General features: G+C 44.8%; 15 protein-coding genes. 11 read left to right on the forward strand and 4 right to left on the reverse strand.

Annotation, left to right across the window (positions count from 1 at the left end):
- Positions 1-333: 333 nt before the first annotated feature.
- Positions 334-1,224 (forward strand): LysR family transcriptional regulator, encoded by an 891-nt coding sequence (locus AB4133_RS19300; RefSeq protein WP_017079352.1) that lies wholly within the window; start codon positions 334-336, stop codon positions 1,222-1,224.
- A 10-nt stretch (positions 1,225-1,234) separates the two neighbouring features.
- Here AB4133_RS19300 and AB4133_RS19305 read toward each other — a convergent pair whose 3' ends face one another.
- The 3 genes from AB4133_RS19305 to AB4133_RS19315 all read right to left on the reverse strand — a co-directional run bounded on the left by AB4133_RS19305 (position 1,235) and on the right by AB4133_RS19315 (position 5,233).
- On the reverse strand, positions 1,235-2,767 hold the full coding sequence (locus AB4133_RS19305; RefSeq protein WP_372225396.1) for an AbgT family transporter: 1,533 nt from the start codon (positions 2,765-2,767) through the stop codon (positions 1,235-1,237).
- A gap of 56 nt (positions 2,768-2,823) precedes the next feature.
- Positions 2,824-3,996, reverse strand: a complete 1,173-nt coding sequence (locus AB4133_RS19310; RefSeq protein WP_372225398.1) for an amidohydrolase — start codon at positions 3,994-3,996, stop codon at positions 2,824-2,826.
- A 328-nt stretch (positions 3,997-4,324) separates the two neighbouring features.
- On the reverse strand, positions 4,325-5,233 hold the full coding sequence (locus tag AB4133_RS19315; RefSeq protein ID WP_372185256.1) for a DMT family transporter: 909 nt from the start codon (positions 5,231-5,233) through the stop codon (positions 4,325-4,327).
- Positions 5,234-5,371: 138 nt separating this feature from the next.
- On the opposite strand from AB4133_RS19315, the gene rmuC reads away from it, so the two are divergent.
- The 7 genes from rmuC (at position 5,372) to tatC (ending at position 11,705) form a co-directional block, all read left to right on the forward strand.
- Positions 5,372-6,904, forward strand: a complete 1,533-nt coding sequence (gene rmuC / locus AB4133_RS19320; protein ID WP_104216340.1) for a DNA recombination protein RmuC — start codon at positions 5,372-5,374, stop codon at positions 6,902-6,904.
- A gap of 65 nt (positions 6,905-6,969) precedes the next feature.
- Positions 6,970-7,749, forward strand: a complete 780-nt coding sequence (gene ubiE / locus AB4133_RS19325) for a bifunctional demethylmenaquinone methyltransferase/2-methoxy-6-polyprenyl-1,4-benzoquinol methylase UbiE (RefSeq protein ID WP_026012235.1) — start codon at positions 6,970-6,972, stop codon at positions 7,747-7,749.
- Positions 7,750-7,846: 97 nt separating this feature from the next.
- Positions 7,847-8,452 (forward strand): SCP2 domain-containing protein, encoded by a 606-nt coding sequence (locus AB4133_RS19330; RefSeq protein ID WP_017063051.1) that lies wholly within the window; start codon positions 7,847-7,849, stop codon positions 8,450-8,452.
- The gene (gene ubiB, locus AB4133_RS19335; protein WP_017065813.1) at positions 8,449-10,083 is read left to right on the forward strand and encodes a ubiquinone biosynthesis regulatory protein kinase UbiB; all 1,635 of its coding nucleotides are present in this window, start codon (positions 8,449-8,451) and stop codon (positions 10,081-10,083) included. Before AB4133_RS19330 ends, ubiB begins: the two co-directional genes overlap by 4 nt.
- Before the next feature lie 52 nt (positions 10,084-10,135).
- On the forward strand, positions 10,136-10,390 hold the full coding sequence (gene tatA, locus AB4133_RS19340; RefSeq protein WP_017060154.1) for a Sec-independent protein translocase subunit TatA: 255 nt from the start codon (positions 10,136-10,138) through the stop codon (positions 10,388-10,390).
- A gap of 3 nt (positions 10,391-10,393) precedes the next feature.
- Positions 10,394-10,801: a Sec-independent protein translocase protein TatB gene (gene tatB, locus AB4133_RS19345; protein WP_017060155.1), complete on the forward strand. Its 408-nt coding sequence runs from the start codon at positions 10,394-10,396 to the stop codon at positions 10,799-10,801.
- Between the two features lie 148 nt (positions 10,802-10,949).
- Entirely contained in the window at positions 10,950-11,705 is a 756-nt protein-coding gene (gene tatC, locus AB4133_RS19350; protein WP_017060156.1) for a twin-arginine translocase subunit TatC, read from the forward strand.
- Between the two features lie 530 nt (positions 11,706-12,235).
- Here tatC and AB4133_RS19355 read toward each other — a convergent pair.
- A complete protein-coding gene (locus tag AB4133_RS19355; RefSeq protein ID WP_104216339.1) occupies positions 12,236-12,997 on the reverse strand; it encodes a TatD family hydrolase in 762 nt (253 codons plus the stop codon).
- Positions 12,998-13,205: 208 nt separating this feature from the next.
- Between AB4133_RS19355 and hemB the strand changes: the two genes are divergently transcribed.
- The 3 genes from hemB to polA all read left to right on the forward strand — a co-directional run bounded on the left by hemB (position 13,206) and on the right by polA (position 18,238).
- Entirely contained in the window at positions 13,206-14,249 is a 1,044-nt protein-coding gene (gene hemB / locus AB4133_RS19360; protein ID WP_017060158.1) for a porphobilinogen synthase, read from the forward strand.
- 76 nt (positions 14,250-14,325) lie between these two features.
- Complete coding sequence (locus AB4133_RS19365) at positions 14,326-14,760, forward strand: GNAT family N-acetyltransferase (protein ID WP_017063054.1); 435 nt, start codon at positions 14,326-14,328, stop codon at positions 14,758-14,760.
- A 679-nt stretch (positions 14,761-15,439) separates the two neighbouring features.
- On the forward strand, positions 15,440-18,238 hold the full coding sequence (gene polA, locus AB4133_RS19370; RefSeq protein ID WP_372225400.1) for a DNA polymerase I: 2,799 nt from the start codon (positions 15,440-15,442) through the stop codon (positions 18,236-18,238).
- The last annotated feature ends 159 nt before the right edge of the window (positions 18,239-18,397 follow it).

Raw genomic sequence — 18,397 nt, forward strand, 5'->3', positions numbered from 1 at the left:
GTTAATTTAACTTTCAAATCTAAACCCGCAATAATTTCCTATCTAACGCTAAACTGTTAACGCTCCTCACATCTCATGGAACACTGAACAACCATAAGCATCAGTAAAGTCCAACTCCTTAGTCACTTCGCACTCTAAATTGGAAGGGCACAGAACGGTTGTAAAACTTTCTGCTTGATATGATTTTTAATGAGAAGCCACACACATTGTAGCAACCCATGACGCTGAACTGACTCTATCGCTTTGTGTGAATCTTATATTGTGAGTCTTCTTATTGATGTTTCGTAATCGATAACTTTGTGCAAAGAAAATACTTAAGGTGGTGTCAGTCTTATGGATGTGAGTTATCGACAACTTAAAGCGTTTATTACTCTTGCTGAAACTAAAAGTTTTACAGCCGCGGCTGAACAAATACACATTACGCAATCTGCATTGAGCCAAATGATGCAAAAACTTGCGGTACAAACTGCCTCAGAACTTATTGAGAAAAGAGGCCGAAAAATACTGCTAACTGAAACTGGTCGTACGTTCTATCAAGAAGCTTTGTTCATTGTTAACCGTTTGGATAAGTGGGAGTTGGAAAATAAAGCTCGTCAGCAAGGCTACCATCGAACGCTGGTTATCTCGTCTTTGTATTCAATGTGTTCTTCATTGGTTCCGAAAACCATCAGTGAGCTGAAAAGAACGCACCCATCTTTTTCGTTTCGGTTAATTGAGGAGCGAGTTAATGATATCCATAATTCAGTTCTAGAAGGACGTGCGGATATAGGTATTGGTACTCCCCCTAATAACTCGGAACTAAATTTTGAACTGCTGTTTCGTGATCACTTATGCTTTACCTGTAATAAGGCTCATCACTTGAGTGCAGAGAGTGAGGTTAACTGGAAGCAGGCTCATCAGTATGCTTCTATTGGTATCAGTCCAGGAAATAGTTTAAGAACACTTGCTGACCAGGCATTTATGCGAGCAGGTCTTACCTATGATCCTGAAATTAGTGCGTCACACACTTCAACATTGCTTGGTATGATCGATAGCGGTTTAGGTTCTGCTATTTTATCCTCAACCATCGCTTCATTACATGCTCATGAGAACTTGAGATTTATCCCAATAGTAAAACCAATTCAATATCGTTCAATTGGGCTAATTACAAGAAAAGAAACTCACCGACAGATCATCGATGAGTTTAATCTAATGCTCAGAAAGCAAGTCAGTCTCAAACTGTAGTTTACGCGGTCTACATAGGTCCAACAGGTAGACCTAGCATAGTGTAGGTCAAGAATACAGATCCCCAGATTGTAAATAGAAAGAATGCATATGGGACCATCATAGCTAGAAATGTACCGAATTTTACGTTGGGGTTATATTTGGCTATCAACGCTAATACCATCGGCACGTAAGGGTTTGTTGGAGATATAATATTGGTTGTTGAGTCTGCGATTCGGTAAGCCATCTGAGTATATTCAGGTGATATATCCAGTAGCATGAATAGTGGAATAAAGACTGGGGCCATGATTGCCCATTGAGCCGAACCACTGAAAACAATCAGGTTCATGAACCCTGCAAGTATCATAAACATGGCTAACATTAATAGCTTTGGCACTTCAACCTGAGCGAGCATTTCAGCGCCATTCACAGCGAAAAATATAGCCAAGTTAGACCAATTAAACCAAGCAATAAATTGGGCAATAACAAAAACTAAGACGATGTAACCCCCAATACCATGCAATGACTTCGCCATCAGATCGGGCACATCACTCGCTTTCTTTATCTCTCCGGCTTTTACACCGTAAACCACGGCATTCATAATGAAAAACGCCATAATTATTGGGATTATGCCAGTAAGGAAGGGAGATGGAACTAAGCCGCCATCGGCGTTTTTCAATGGCGAATCACTTGGAAGTAGTAGCGTCACCATTCCTAGGATAAAAACAATTGATGCGTACCCAGACCATTTTAAAGCTCGTTTTTGAATGTCGGTGACACTATATTTCTCAGGGTTTTCAGTGCTCAGTGGAGACTCTTCGGCAGAGCGTTTTGTTTGCTTATCAAATCGCGGTTCTATGTATTTGTCTGTTATAAGTGTTCCAAGTATGACCAAGAGAGGTACCGAAAGAAGCATGAAGTACCAGTTAGCCGCGGGGCTAACTTCTACAGGTTCAACAATGCGGGCAGCTTCTGTTGAAATACCGGAGAGTAAAACATCCGTTCCTGCGATAAATACGTTGGCAGTAAAGCCTGCGGCCACAGCAACAAAGCCAGCAGCAATTCCTACGACAGGGTTTCGATTGGTCGCAGAGAAAATGATGCCAGCTAAAGGAGGCACTAAGATAAACGCCGCATCAGATGCTAAGTTACCGATGATCCCGGTTAGAAATATAGAGGCAGTTACGAAATTTTTGGGTGCGTTTAAAAGCGATTGTTTAATTGCTGAGTCTGCTAATCCTACTTCTTGAACAAGCCCTACCGCGAGCATCATGCAAAGTACCAAACCAAGAGGTTTAAACGCGATAAAATTTGATACAGCTGAATTTAGAATGTACACAAACCCTTCGCCACTGAGCAGGTTCTTTACTTTGATTTCATCTCCGCTCAAAGGGTGCGCTATATTCCCACCAAAAGTCGACACTATCCAAGACAAGAATATGACCGCTAAGCATAAGGTAATAAACATATAGAATGGATGGGGTATTCGGTCACCAAACTTCTCAATACGATCAATTATGCTGACTTTCTGAGGGAGTTGTTTTTGATCTAGTAAACCTGACATTTCACACTCCTGTGATTATTGAGGGTCACCGTGACCCCTGTGCTAATTTTTATGAGCTAGTTTTGTTGAAGTAGAGAGATGAAGTATGCGGCTCCGGTCGGTAACACTCGATCATTGAAATCGTAGTTCTTGTGGTGCAAGCCTATCGTTTCTCCATTGATGGTTAATCCGTTGCCGATGAACCCATAACATCCCGGTACTTGGTCTAGAAAAAAAGAAAAGTCTTCGCTGGCTAATAAAGCCTCACATGTTGCGTTAACCTGATCATTACCAACGACTGAAGAGGCGGCTTTCACTGCTGTCTCGACTTCGGGGAAGCTGTTGACGGTGGGTGGGTGAGATATTGGACCTAGGGAGAATTGTGCGGTCATGTCGAAAGCCATGGCAGTGTGAGAAACCAAAGTATCAAGTTGAGAGACCAAGCGGTCTCGCACATTTTGGGAGAGAGTTCTGAAGGTGCCACTCATTTGAGCGGTATCAGCGATAGCGTTAGTTGTCTCACCGCAATGTAACTGTGTGACTGAAACGACAAGCGGTTCAAACGGGCTATAAGTTCGACTAACTAAGCCTTGTATACCTTGATAGATATGGGTCGCAACTAATAAAGGATCTTGAGTGTTTTGTGGTAGGCCCGCATGCCCACTTTTGCCATTAATCTGAATATAGAGACGATCGGAACTTGCCATGATCGGTCCTTCTTTGAATGCGAAATGCCCTTCTGGTATTCCTGGCATGTTATGAAGTGCGTAACATGCATCTAATGGATAGCACTCAAGTAAGCCATCCTGAAGCATTTTTTGCGCGCCACCAACGCCTTCTTCAGCGGGTTGAAAAATGAGTACGGCTTTACCATTAAATTGACGGTTTTTTGCGAGGTATTTTGCTGCATATAGCAGCATTGTGGTATGTCCATCATGCCCACATGCGTGCATTTTTCCGGCCTGACAAGAACGGTGAGAAAAGTTGTTTTCTTCGTGGATCGGCAATGCGTCCAGATCGGCTCTTAAACCTAAAGTTTTTCCGTCACCGAGTTCCCCTTGGATAACCGCAACAACGCCTGTTCCTCCAAAGCGAGAGTCTATTTGTTCAACGCCATATTCCTTGAGCTTGGCGATTACCATACTTTGTGTGTTGTGCTCTTCAAAACCCAGTTCTGGGTGTTGATGAATATTTCGTCTAATTTCTACCATTTCTGGTAGCCACTCTTCTAGTTCTTGTAATAGGGACACGTCATTTCCTTAGGTAACATTTTCATAACATATAATCATGACGGTGTCGTATTACCTAGTTGGATGCGTAATAGTCTTATTAGTAAAACTTATAGCAATCTATATCGAACTTTTTGATGTGGTGTTTTTGAATATCGGAGGTGTTGGGGTTATTCGCTGAAAATGACTTCAGTGAAATATTAGGGAACTAACATGACTCTAGAGGTAGATGCTTAATAATTAAAATAAAAATGGCGAGTCATAGGACTCGCCATTTTTGTATTCAAAGCTTGTTATCGTTGATAATTCGGGAAGTCGCGTAGTGCGATAATCCTAATCTTTCTGGGCATTAACTTTCAGGGCTGAGGTTGTTTTTCTTCTTTCCCCATTTGATCTGCTGGATAACAAGGCCGGCAATGATAAGTACCAAGCCAAACAGGGTCGCTGGGTGAATATCTTCACCAATGATGGTCGAAAGTAGCATCAACGAGATAAACGGTGACGCAAAAATCAGATTGCTGATACGCGCTGTGTTGTTGGTCAGCTTCAGTGCTGATAGCCATAAGACAAAGGTAATGCCCATCTCAAACAGGCCTACGTAAGTCACAGCCATCCAACCTTTTGCTGTGATTTGACTAAAGCTCTCGCCTTCGTAAAGGGTTAAACCGATCGCGAAAGGTAATGCCACTAAGAAACCAAGCAATACGCCAATCACAGGGTCAGCCTTGTTTTTGGTGTTTAGAATCCAGTATCCCGCCCAAAGCAAGGTTGAAAGTAGCGCCAGAGCCACACCGAGTGGACTATCGAACTGCATTCCTAGCACATCGCCTTTGGTGGCAATAACCACCACACCCGCATAGCTGAAGGTACACGCAATCCAGTCTTGTTTACGAATCTTTTGCCCCAGAAAAACCGCCGCCATTAAGGTTAGCGTGATAGCCCAGCTGTAGTTGATGGCTTGAGCTTGAGAAGCGGGCAGCAGGTCGTAGGCTTTGAATAGAATCAGGTAATAAGCCAATGGGTTAACCAAGCCGAGCAGCAGGTAATACCAAGGGTTTGAAAGGAACGTTGTACTCAGCTGAGAAAGCTTGCCTTGAAAGGCGCAGACTGCGATCAGCGCAATCGACGACACAATACTGGCAATGGTCAGCATTTGAATCGGTGAAAATTCAGCAAGGGTCAGCTTAAAAGCAGTAGCGACCGTTGACCACAGCAGTACTGCGGAAAGGCCAAAGCCCAAGGCACGACGTTCGTTCATGGCAACTCATTCTAATTTGATGGGACAGAATACGGAGCGCCTAGTCTATCTGTCGAATTTTAATACGGCAAACTGGACATTTATCCAGTATCAAAATACCATTTAATGAGTTATTTCCAATTAGGCTAAATCATTATCATGCAATGGATTATCGAACATCAGGCAACGCTTATTGCTGCAATTTCTGGCGCGCTCGTCAGCGGCGGTGTCGTGGGTTGGTGGATTAAACAGAAGCTCTCTTTTCAGCAGCGATTGCTCGAGCAGCAGCTAGAGTCCGATCGTTTGTTGCATGAATCTCAGCAAGCTCAGCTCAAAGCATCACTCGCAGAGGCGCAACAAGAGCTCGATGAGTTAGATGATGACCGAGACAAAGCGGCATTCGAGCTCAAGCAGGCGCACGGTAAGGTGATGGCTGCAATGGAAAAACTGCGCTACTTTGAGGCTGTGAAGCAAGAGCGCCAGCAGTACGCTGATGAGATCAATGTGCTTAAAGATCATAAGTCTGAATTAGAAGCCGAGCTGCGCGAGCAAGAGGCAAGGCATGACCAAGAAAACCTCGCCAATAGCGAAAAGCTGCAGTTGCTAGAGCAAGCTGAATCACGACTTAAGCAGCAGTTTGAACTGTTAGCGAATCAACTGTTTGAAACCAAAACCGCCAAGGTCGATCAGCAGAATAAGCAGAGCCTAGAAGGTTTGTTGTCTCCACTAAGAGAGCAGTTGGAAGGCTTTAAGAAACAAGTGAACGACAGCTTCAGCCAAGAAGCCAAAGAGCGTCATACTTTGGTGCATGAGCTTAAAAACCTGCAGCGTCTTAATGAGAGTATGACGCGTGAAGCGGTGAACCTGACTCAAGCGCTAAAGGGTGACAACAAACAACAAGGTAACTGGGGCGAGGTGGTGCTGGCTCGCGTGCTTGCTGAATCAGGACTGCGCGAAGGCCACGAATACCAAACGCAAGTGAACCTGCAAAACGATGCGGGCAAGCGTTATCAACCGGATGTGATTGTGCATCTGCCACAAGACAAGCAAGTGGTGGTCGATTCAAAAATGGCGCTGGTGGCATTTGAACGCTATTTCAATGCCGAAACCGATCAGCAACGCGATGCTGCATTGCGCGATCACTTGGTGTCACTGCGAGCGCACATCAAAGGCTTGAGCCAGAAAGATTATCATCAGCTCAAAGGCATACAGAGTCTGGATTACGTGTTGATGTTTATCCCGGTTGAACCAGCATTCCAAGTGGCGATTCAGGCGGATCCTAGCTTGGTGAAAGACGCGATGGAGCAAAATATCATCTTGGTCAGCCCAACGACCTTGCTGGTGGCACTGCGTACCATTGATAACCTGTGGCGTAACGACAGACAGAACCAGAACGCACAGGTTATCGCAGAACGTGCGAGCAAGCTTTACGACAAGCTGCGCCTGTTTGTTGATGATATGGAAGGCCTTGGCAGCTCACTTGATAGAGCAAACCAAAGTTATCAAGGGGCGATGAATAAGCTAGTGACTGGGCGTGGCAATGTGATCCGTCAGGCGGAAAGCTTCAAGCAACTCGGTGTTGAGGTGAAGAAACCGATTTCGGTAGGCTTGGCTGAAATGGCTCAAAATGAGGCTTTTTCAGAAAATGTCTCTTTAGTAGAAAGACAACCTACTGAGGATAAAGTAAACTAATCGGCCGCAGCGCCTCTAAACACGGAGCGTGCTGTCGATGAGAACTTACCATGGTAGATAACAGCATTATGGACACAAGCGTGCAGACAAATTCAGCAGTAGAGTCAGAAACCACACACTTTGGTTTCGAAACAGTCGCAAAAGACGAAAAAGTCGCGAAAGTAGCAGAGGTATTTCACTCTGTAGCCGCTAAATACGACATCATGAATGACTTAATGTCGGGTGGTGTTCACCGCTTGTGGAAGCGATTCACGATTGATTGCAGTGGCGTTCGCCCTGGTCAACGTATCCTAGATCTTGGTGGTGGTACTGGCGACCTGACTGCGAAATTCTCGCGTATCGTTGGTGAAAAAGGCCATGTGGTTCTTGCTGATATCAACAACTCAATGCTGAATGTTGGCCGCGATAAGCTGCGTGATAGCGGTATTGTTGGCAACGTACATTACGTTCAAGCCAATGCTGAAGAGCTGCCTTTCCCAGATAACTACTTCGATTGCATTACCATCAGCTTCTGTCTGCGTAATGTTACCGATAAAGACCAAGCGCTGCGTTCAATGTACCGTGTGCTGAAGCCGGGCGGTCGTCTGTTGGTTCTTGAGTTTTCTAAGCCAGTACTTGAGCCTCTATCAAAGGTTTACGATGCCTACTCTTTCCACCTGTTGCCAAAAATGGGTGAGCTGATTGCCAACGACGCAGACAGCTATCGTTACCTTGCAGAATCAATCCGCATGCACCCTAACCAAGAAACCTTGGAAGGCATGATGCAAGAAGCGGGTTTTGAAAATACGAAATACTTCAACCTAACGGGCGGCATTGTTGCGCTGCACCGTGGTTACAAGTTCTAGTCGAACTTGGTAGCAGGCTCGTAGGGCGTGCTAAAAATAAGAATAAAGACAGAACGGATAGGTTAAGGCTTATCCGTTTTCAAAGGTAAGGACAGTCATGCCATTTGATCCATTGGTAACCGCGGTTATTGAAACCTCTTTAAATACTTTCGTGAACGATGATCCAGCCTTGGTTCGTCGTTTGTCTCGTTTAAAGGGGCAGATCATTCAAGTTAATTTGAAAGAGTTGAATAAAACACTCACTTTCGTTTTCAGCCAACAGATCGATGTGTTGTCGGAATACGAAGGGCAGCCTGATTGCTACCTATCTTTGAACCTATCGGTACTGCCTGAACTGCGTGAGCAATCGAACATCACCAAGCTGATCAAGCAAGATAAGTTGATCTTAGAGGGTGATATTCAACTGGCTCAGAAATTTGCTCAACTGATGACAGACTGCAAGCCTGATTTGGAAGAGTGGTTATCGCGTGTGACGGGTGATGTGGTTGCGCATACCTTGGTGCAAGGCGTTAAAAACGTCGGTGGCTTTGTAGCAAAACAGGCGACTAAGCATCAAAACCATGTTGCTCAAGTTCTGACTGAAGAGTGGAAGATCGCACCAGCACCGTTAGAAGTCGCGCATTTTTGCGACCAAGTTGATGACGTAAAAAGCTCTGCTGCTCGTCTTGAAGCTAAGTTGAACGCTCTGTTGGAGAAAGCATGACCCCAGCAGAACTGAAACGTCTTTATCATATTATCAAGGTACAGTTGGAATATGGCCTTGATGAGTTGATGCCGGAACACCAACTGACTAAAGCTCCTTTGTTGGCGCGAAAGTCACTGTTTTGGCTTAAGAACAAGCATCAAGATAAAGAGTTGGGTCATCGCTTGCGCCTTGCGCTGCAAGAACTTGGTCCAGTGTGGATCAAGTTTGGACAGATGATGTCGACACGTCGTGATCTGTTCCCTCCTCATATCGCCGATCAGTTGGCGTTGTTGCAAGACCAAGTTGCGCCGTTTGATGGTCAACTGGCGAAGCAAGATATGGAAAAGGCGTTGGGTGGCAGTTTAGACAACTGGTTTACCGACTTTGATATCGAGCCACTGGCTTCTGCTTCTATCGCTCAGGTGCATACCGCAAAGCTTAAAGAGAGCGGTCGTGAGATTGTTCTGAAGGTCATTCGACCTGATATTCGCCCGGTGATTGACGCAGATCTAAAACTGATGCACCGAATGGCGCGTATAGTCGCTAAGTCGCTTCCTGAAGCACGTCGTTTGAAACCGGTTGAAGTGGTTCACGAGTACGAGAAAACGTTACTTGATGAACTCGACCTGCGCCGTGAGGCGGCCAATGCCATTCAACTGCGACGTAATTTTGAAGGCAGTGAAGAGCTGTATGTTCCAGAGGTTATCCCTGATCTAAGCAGCGAAACCCTGATGGTGTCAGAGCGAATCTATGGTATTCAAGTCTCCGATATTGAGACGCTAGAAGCCAACGGCACCAACATGAAATTGCTCGCGGAACGCGGTGTGACGGTATTCTTCACCCAAGTATTCCGAGATAGCTTTTTCCATGCAGACATGCACCCGGGCAACGTATTTGTTAACCCAGAGAATCCAGATAACCCTCAGTGGATTGGTTTGGATTGTGGCATTGTTGGTACGCTCAATAGCGAAGATAAGCGCTATTTAGCAGAGAACTTGTTGGCTTTCTTCAATCGAGATTACCGTAAAGTTGCTGAGCTACACGTTGATTCGGGGTGGGTGCCACACGACACTAACGTCAATGATTTTGAGTTCGCGATCCGTATGGTGTGTGAGCCAATCTTTGCAAAACCACTTGGCGAGATCTCATTTGGCCATGTGTTGCTAAACTTATTTAATACAGCAAGACGTTTCAACATGGAGGTTCAACCTCAGTTGGTGCTTCTGCAAAAGACCTTGTTGTATGTCGAAGGCCTAGGCCGTCAGCTGTATCCGCAACTTGATTTGTGGGCAACGGCGAAGCCTTTCCTTGAAACCTGGATGATGAATCAGGTGGGGCCGCAAGCTGTGATCAACGCAGTAAAAGAGCGTGCGCCATTCTGGGCAGAAAAACTGCCAGAGCTGCCAGAGCTACTTTATGACAGCTTGCGCCAAGGTAAAGCGATGAACCACAGAATGGATCAGCTTTATCAAGGTTACCGAGATAGTAAGCGTCAGCAAGCAACTGGAAAGTTTTTGTTTGGCGTTGGAGCCACTTTAGTCGTATGCTCCGCAATATTAGTTTCAAGCCCTTATGAGCAGCTATCTATGGGCTGTGGCATCGCAGGTGTTACATTTTGGTTGCTTAGTTGGCGAGCTTACCGTCGTTAGACAGTAGACTCTCTTAATATTTTATGTGTAGACAGACCCGAGGACAATGACAATGGGTGGTATCAGTATTTGGCAACTTCTAATCATTGCTGTAATTGTAATTTTGCTATTCGGAACAAAGAAACTGCGCGGTATGGGTGGTGACTTAGGTTCAGCGGTTAAAGGCTTCAAAAAAGCGATGAGCGATGAAGACAAGCCTGCAGATAAGAAAGATGCAGACTTCGAACCAAAGAATATTGAACAGCAGAAGACAGAAGCTCACGCTGAAACAACTGCTGAAACAAAGAAAGACAAAGAGCAGGCGTAAATCGTGTTTGATATCGGTTTTTGGGAACTGGTATTAATATCTGTCGTTGGGTTAGTGGTTTTAGGGCCTGAGCGTTTGCCCGTGGCGATTCGCAGTATTTCCAAGTTTGTTGGACAAGCGAAAAGCATGGCAAACAGTGTGAAAGATGAACTTTCTCATGAGCTTAAGGTGCAAGAGCTGCAAGAAAACCTACGCAAGGCGGAAAAAATGGGTATGGAAGATTTATCTCCAGACCTTAAAGCGTCAGTCGATGAACTCAAGCAGGCCGCTGCTGAGGTTCAACGTCCGTATGCTAAGCCTGAGTCTGATAAGCCAAGTGAGACTAAACCTAGTGTCATGGAAACTGTGGAATCTGAAACCATTCAGGTCAACAGCGAAGCTTCAGCACCGTCAGATAAGAAAGCCGAATAGTCTCGCAAGGAGGAGTCGCCGGATACTTGATTCGCTAGATGTTTAAATAGATATCTATTCAAGTAAATAACTATTCAAGTGGATACCAATTCAACTGGATAGATACACGCGCGGCTCCTTTTCGATCTTCCTGTTTAAGAGGTTTGACATGTCTTCGACTGAGCAGACACAGCCTTTAATTAGCCACCTTCTAGAACTACGTAATCGCCTACTACGTGCGATTGTCGCGGTGCTAGTGATATTTGTCGGGCTAATTTATTTTGCTAATGATATTTATGAATTCGTATCAGCACCTTTGGTAGATCGTCTACCGGAAGGGGCGACGATGATCGCAACCGATGTTGCATCGCCATTTTTCACACCGCTGAAATTAACCTTGATCGCGTCTATATTCCTCGCGGTTCCGTTTATTTTGTATCAGGTGTGGGCTTTTGTTGCTCCGGGTTTATACAAGCATGAAAAACGCTTGATCATGCCGCTATTGGCTTCAAGTTCATTGCTGTTTTACTGTGGTGTGGCGTTCGCTTACTTTATTGTATTCCCGTTGGTATTTGGCTTTTTTACGGCCATATCATTAGGGGGAGTAGAGTTCGCAACCGACATCTCAAGCTATCTTGATTTTGTACTCGCGCTGTTCTTTGCTTTTGGTATCGCCTTTGAAGTGCCTGTTGCGATTATCTTGTTGTGTTGGACGGGGGCAACAACGCCTCAATCTCTGTCTGAAAAGCGTCCTTACATTGTGGTGGGTGCTTTCATCATCGGTATGATGCTGACACCACCAGATATGATCTCGCAAACACTGTTGGCGATTCCAATGTGTATTCTGTTTGAGATTGGTCTGTTTTTCGCACGCTTTTATACGCGTAAGCCAGATGCGGATGAAGAGGAAGAAGCTGAATCTTGATTCGGAATGCTTCAGTAAAAATCACATAATAAAAAAGCGGCCTAGGGCCGCTTTTTTATTATGTCTGTTTATCGAATCTTTAACTGATAGCCACAGTTCTGACATATATAGAGCTCTTTGATGCCCAAAATTTTATGCCATAGGGTTCGATGTTGACGTTGTAAGTGTTGTGAATGGTCACACATAATCAACTACCTCTATATGCAGGTGGTTGATGATATATTGAATGAGATAGTAACTCAAACTAAACTGTAAATTCTAACTTTCCACTGAACAAACAAAAAAGCGACGCTAGCCGCTTTGATTTTGCGTATCTATCTTACTTTCAATTGGTATCCACATTGAGTGCAATTATACAGCTCTTTGATGCCAATTACTTTGTGCCATAGAGTTCGATGTTTACGCCTTAAGTGGGGGTGCTTACACATAAATTACCGTCGAGATATTCAGGCGGCTTATGTTGTACTAGTTTAATAGTTCATTCAACAAAATATACAAAACTTACATTTTTTGTTGAATTGTATAGGTTTTTACAAGTTGAATAAGCTGATTGCATTTTTTGTGGTGATTGCATTCACCTCTTCGATGCTTTTGCCGCGCAATTCAGCGATGCGTTTTGCTACTAATTCTGTGTAGGCTGGTTCATTGCGTTTACCGCGATTCGGTGTTGGTGCTAAGTATGGGCAATCTGTCTCTAGGATGACGTAATTCATATCAAGATGTGGAATCACCTTATCCATCCCAGAGTTCTTAAAGGTCGAAACGCCGCCTAAACCTAAATGAAAGCCTAGCTCGTTGATCGCTTGAGCTTCCTCTAAGCTGCTACCAAAGCAGTGGAATACCCCGCGTAAGCTGCCATCTTGTTCTTTACGAAGTAGGGCAAGTGTCTCTTCAATGGAATCACGAGTGTGGATCACCACAGGTAGATCAAGCTCTTTTGCCCACTGCAGTTGAGTCACAAACGCCATCTCTTGTTCAGCCTTGAAGGTTTTATCCCAGTACAAGTCGATACCAATCTCACCCACGGCGATAAAGTCATGCTTATCAAACCAAGCTCGAATGGTTTTGAGGGTTTGCTCGATATTCGCATCCACATAACAAGGGTGTAAGCCCATCATTGAACGGCACACATCAGGAAACTGCGCTTCCGTTGCTAACATTGGTTCGATAGATTCTAAATCGATGTTCGGCAATAGAATGGTATCAATCCCTTGAGCCAGTGCGCGCTGCACAACTTGTTCGCGGTCTTCATCGAATTCGCTAGCGTAAATATGAGCATGGGTGTCGATCATTGTTTTGTCCTGAAAGCGGTCTTTACTGAGTTGTCATGAGTATACGGCAGTGTGAGGAGAAGGTCATTTTTTGCCATTTATCCCTATTTTTGAGTAGGTTTCATATTTTACTGCTAGCGTCCTGAGCCATCAGTGATATGCTTTTGCCTGTATTTAGCACTTTTCATATCTAAGTATTTCGGTGCTTAGAATAGGCAAGGAGAATCTAGTGTCTGTTTCAATTCAAGGTCAATTCCCAGGTCGCCGTATGCGCCGTATGCGTAAGCACGACTTTAGCCGTCGCCTAATGGCAGAAAATCAATTGTCTGTGGATGATCTAATCTACCCAATGTTTATCCTGATGGGTAAAGACCGCCGCGAGCCTGTCGAGTCAATGCCAGGTGTTGAACGCTTGTCGATCGACTACATGCTTGAGGAAGCAGATTACCTGTCAAAGCTGGGTGTTCCTGCGATTGCTCTATTTCCAGTCGTGAACCAAGATGCTAAAAGTTTATGCGCAGCTGAAGCTCATAACTCAGAAGGTTTGGTGCAGCGCGCTGTACGTTTACTAAAAGAGCATGTGCCAAACATTGGCGTTATTACTGACGTAGCACTAGACCCGTTCACCACTCACGGCCAAGACGGCATCATCGATGAAGATGGTTACGTGATGAATGACGAGACGACTGAAGTCTTGATCAAGCAAGCATTATCACACGCTGAAGCGGGTGCTGACGTAGTTGCCCCATCGGATATGATGGATGGTCGCATTGGTAAGATCCGTGAAGCGTTAGAAGAAGCGGGCCATATTCATACTCAGATTATGGCGTACTCTGCAAAATATGCATCGTGCTACTACGGCCCATTCCGTGATGCAGTTGGCAGTGCTTCGAACCTGAAAGGTGGTAACAAGAAGAACTACCAGATGGATCCAGCCAACAGCGATGAAGCGATTCATGAAGTCGCGATGGATCTTAATGAAGGTGCGGACATGGTGATGGTGAAACCAGGCATGCCTTACCTTGATATTGTTCGTCGTGTTAAGCACGAACTGCAAGCGCCTACGTTTGCTTACCAAGTATCTGGTGAATACGCGATGCACAAAGCGGCGATTCAAAACGGCTGGCTGAAAGAGCGCGAAACCGTCATGGAATCACTGTTGTGCTTTAAGCGTGCTGGCGCTGATGGCATTCTTACTTACTTCGCTAAAGATGTCGCAGAGTGGCTTGCTGAAGATAACGCACAAGCTGCTGAGCATTTAAAAGAAAAGTAACCGTGTAGATCTCACTTAAGTGATCAGTAAAGGGTTGGCCATTGTGCCAGCCCTTTCGTTTATAAGGATGAATAAGATGTCAGTTGTCGTACGTGAAGGTTCTTTAGAAGAAGTGGTGTCTGTGGTCGAGCAGATCTCTGAGTTCGCTAAAAAAGAGAGTGTCGCTTCTCTGTCAGAGCGGCTGGCAGGGAAAAAGAGCCTTATCTTAGTGGCTGAAGAAGCTGGCGTGTTGCTTGGCTTTAAGATCGGCTATGAATTGGATCAAGATACTTTTTACAGCTGGTTTGGTGGCGTGTCACCGCTCGCGAGGAACAAAGGCGTTGCACAGGCGCAATTAGACGTTCAGGAACAGTGGGCGAAAGAGCAGGGCTACAGACAGTTAAAGGTTAAGTCTCGTAACCAGTTCCCTGCAATGTTGCGCCTGTTATTGAGAAACGGTTACCTAATCGAAAGATTTGAAGAAAAAGAAGACATTAATGACCATAGAATCCATTTTTTGAAGCAAATTTAAGCACTGCTGTTAACGGTTTATAAATCAAATGAGATTTATTATCATTTAAGTGTTGACTATTAAATGAGAATCATTATTATTAACTTCGTCTTAGGGAATGAGGAAATGTTCACAAGGATGTTAAGTACTCAAGTATCTACTTGGTTACCCAACAGAATTCTCGCGAACTTGTACTAAGTTCTTTTTGACACGACATTGCTCACATTGCTTCCAGTGTAATTTATAGCTTTTAGGTAAAGCTGTGGTATTCAATTTGAATGGCTTTACCGGTTTTTGCTAGGCGACATCTTCGGGTGTCGCTTTTTTTATACCTACCATTTCAACAAGATGCATATTTAGTGGCACGTATTTTTATGAATAAAACGCCATCAGCATTCTTTTCCACAACGCAAGATCGAGAAAAGATCGTTGATCATCTGTTCGATCTGTAAAATTATTCTTTATTTTCAGTTGTTTATTGGTGTTTTTTGAGTTGTTCACCGTAGTTCTCAACAGGGTGGATAAATAATATAAACAGAGTTATCCACAGAACGCTTGCGTCTAAGAACAAAAAATAACAACAAATCGATTATAACGAACACAACCGAGTGAACGGATACAGATCGACAACGTGGAATCCAACCAACAGACGTGGCATTCTTAACAGATAATTTCTGTACTTACTGGATACACAAACATTATGGCTCGTATTCCTGATAATCCATTGATTCTGATCGATGGCTCTTCTTACCTATATCGCGCGTTCCATGCTTACCCTGGCACAATGAGCAATGGTGATATCCCAACTAACGCTGTTTACGGTGTAGTTAACATGCTGCGCAGCATGATGCGTCAATTTTCTTCTGATCGTATTGCGGTTATTTTTGATGCAAAAGGAAAGACGTTCCGTGATGACATGTACCCAGAGTACAAGGCTAATCGTCCACCTATGCCGGATGATCTACGTTGTCAGATCGAACCTTTGCACAACGTGATTCGCGCAATGGGTCTACCACTTATCTCGATCCCAGGCGTTGAAGCGGATGATGTGATTGGTACGCTAGCTTCTCAAGCATCTAAAGCGGGCATGCCGGTTTTGATCAGTACTGGCGATAAAGATATGGCGCAGCTGGTTGATGACAACGTTACTTTGATCAACACCATGACCAACGTGGTTATGGATCGCGAAGGCGTGATAGAGAAGTTTGGCATCCCACCTGAGCTGATTATCGACTACCTTGCACTGATGGGCGATAAAGTGGATAACATTCCTGGCGTTCCAGGTGTTGGTGACAAAACAGCAACTGCTCTACTACAAGGCATTGGTAGCATCGAAAAGCTGTATCAAAACCTGGATGATATTGCCGCTCTTGGCTTCCGTGGTTCAAAAACCATGGCTAAGAAGCTGATTGATAATAAAGACAACGCTGAGATGTCTTACGAGCTTGCAACGATCAAACTGGACGTCGAGTTAGAAGAGACACCTGAGTCGCTTGTAAAAGCACAACCAAATACGGATGAGCTGATTAAGCTATACGGTCAACTGGTCTTCAAATCTTGGTTGAACGAGCTACTGGAAGGCGGCAGCGGTGTGGTTGAGGCGGATGAAAAGTCGGGTGCTGTGCGTAGCAGCACGGCATCAACCACTTCTACCGTAGAAATGAACACCTCTGCAGTGACGATTGATCGCAGCAACTACGAAACCATCTTAGATGAAGCCTCTTTTAATGCGTGGCTAGAGAAACTGAAAGCGTCAGAGGTGTTTGCCTTTGATACTGAAACAGACAGCTTGGACTACATGGTGGCTAACCTTGTTGGTCTATCATTCGCAACCGAAGAAGGCGTTGCCGCTTACGTACCGGTTGCCCATGATTACCTAGATGCACCTCAACAACTCGACCGTGATTGGGTACTTGAACAGCTTAAGCCGATTCTTGAAGATGACGCACAGGCTAAAGTCGGTCAAAACCTGAAGTACGATATGAGCGTTTTAGCGCGCTACGGTATCGAGATGAAAGGCATCAAGCACGACACCATGCTAGCGTCTTATGTTTTTAATAGCGTTGGCGGCAAGCATGATATGGATAGCCTAGCGCTGCGTTTCCTTCAGCACAGCTGCATCTCATTTGAGCAAATCGCAGGTAAAGGTAAGAAGCAGCTTACTTTCAACCAGATTGAGCTGGGAGAAGCGTCTCCATACGCAGCAGAAGATGCTGACGTGACACTACGTCTTCATAACCGTTTGATGGAAAACATTGAGCAAGATGAAAAGCTAAAAGCCATCTATGAAGAAATCGAAGTACCACTGATCCCTGTTATGTCTCGCATTGAACGCACTGGCGTATTCATCGATGACATGCTGCTAGGCGCTCAATCGCAAGAGATTGCGGTTCGATTGGATGAGCTAGAACAGAAAGCCTACGAGATTGCAGAGCAAGAGTTCAACATGAACTCGCCAAAACAGCTGCAAGCGATCCTGTTTGAGAAAATGGGTCTGCCTGTTATCAAGAAAACGCCATCAGGTGCACCTTCAACCAACGAAGAAGTGCTGCAAGAGCTGGCTCTTGATTACCCGCTACCTAAGCTGATCATTGAGTATCGTGGCCTTGCGAAACTCAAGTCGACCTACACAGATAAACTACCGAAGATGATCAACGCTGAAACGGGTCGTGTTCATACGTCTTATCACCAAGCGGTGACAGCAACGGGTCGTTTGTCTTCAACAGATCCAAACCTACAGAACATCCCAATTCGTAATGAAGAAGGTCGTCGTATCCGCCAAGCATTCGTTGCACAACATGGCTGGAAGATTCTAGCGGTCGATTACTCTCAAATTGAATTGCGTATCATGGCGCACCTTTCGGGTGATAAAGCGCTTCTGGAAGCATTCCAACAAGGCAAAGATATCCACGCGGCAACGGCTGCTGAGATCATTGGTGTTGATATTGAGAGTGTGACCACTGAACAACGTCGTCGTGCTAAAGCCGTTAACTTCGGTCTTATCTACGGTATGAGTGCCTTTGGCTTGGCTAAGCAACTGGGTATTCCTCGTGGCGAAGCACAGCACTACATGGACACTTACTTCGAGCGTTACCCTGGCGTAATGCAGTATATGGAAGACACGCGCAGTGCTGCTTCAGAGCAAGGCTTCGTTGAAACCATTTACGGTCGTCGACTGCACCTTCCTGAGATTCAATCTCGTAATGGCATGCGTCGTAAAGCTGCTGAACGCGCGGCGATCAATGCGCCAATGCAAGGCACAGCAGCGGACATCATTAAGAAAGCGATGTTGTTGGTGGATGAGTGGATTCAAGCGGAAGGCGATGGTCGTGTAAAACTGCTTATGCAGGTACACGATGAATTGGTGTTTGAAGTGGAAGAGTCATCTTTAGCCGAAATTGAAAGTAAAGTACAAGAATTGATGGAATCCGCTGCAGAGCTAGAAGTGCCGCTTGTCGCGGAAGCTGGCCACGGTGACAACTGGGATCAAGCCCACTAATCAGTTTTTGACCTTAATAAGCAAATTAGTATGAGCCAGTGCACAAACACTGGCTTTTTTTTGTCTCAAATAAAGTTAAGTCGTAATAAGAATTTAGGTGTTTTAATAAAACATTCATGAAAAAAAACTACAAAAATTGTTTTCATTTCTGAGCAATTG

The organism is Vibrio sp. 10N.286.52.F8, from assembly GCF_041468745.1.
GTDB classification, from domain to species: Bacteria; Pseudomonadota; Gammaproteobacteria; order Enterobacterales; family Vibrionaceae; genus Vibrio; species Vibrio crassostreae_C.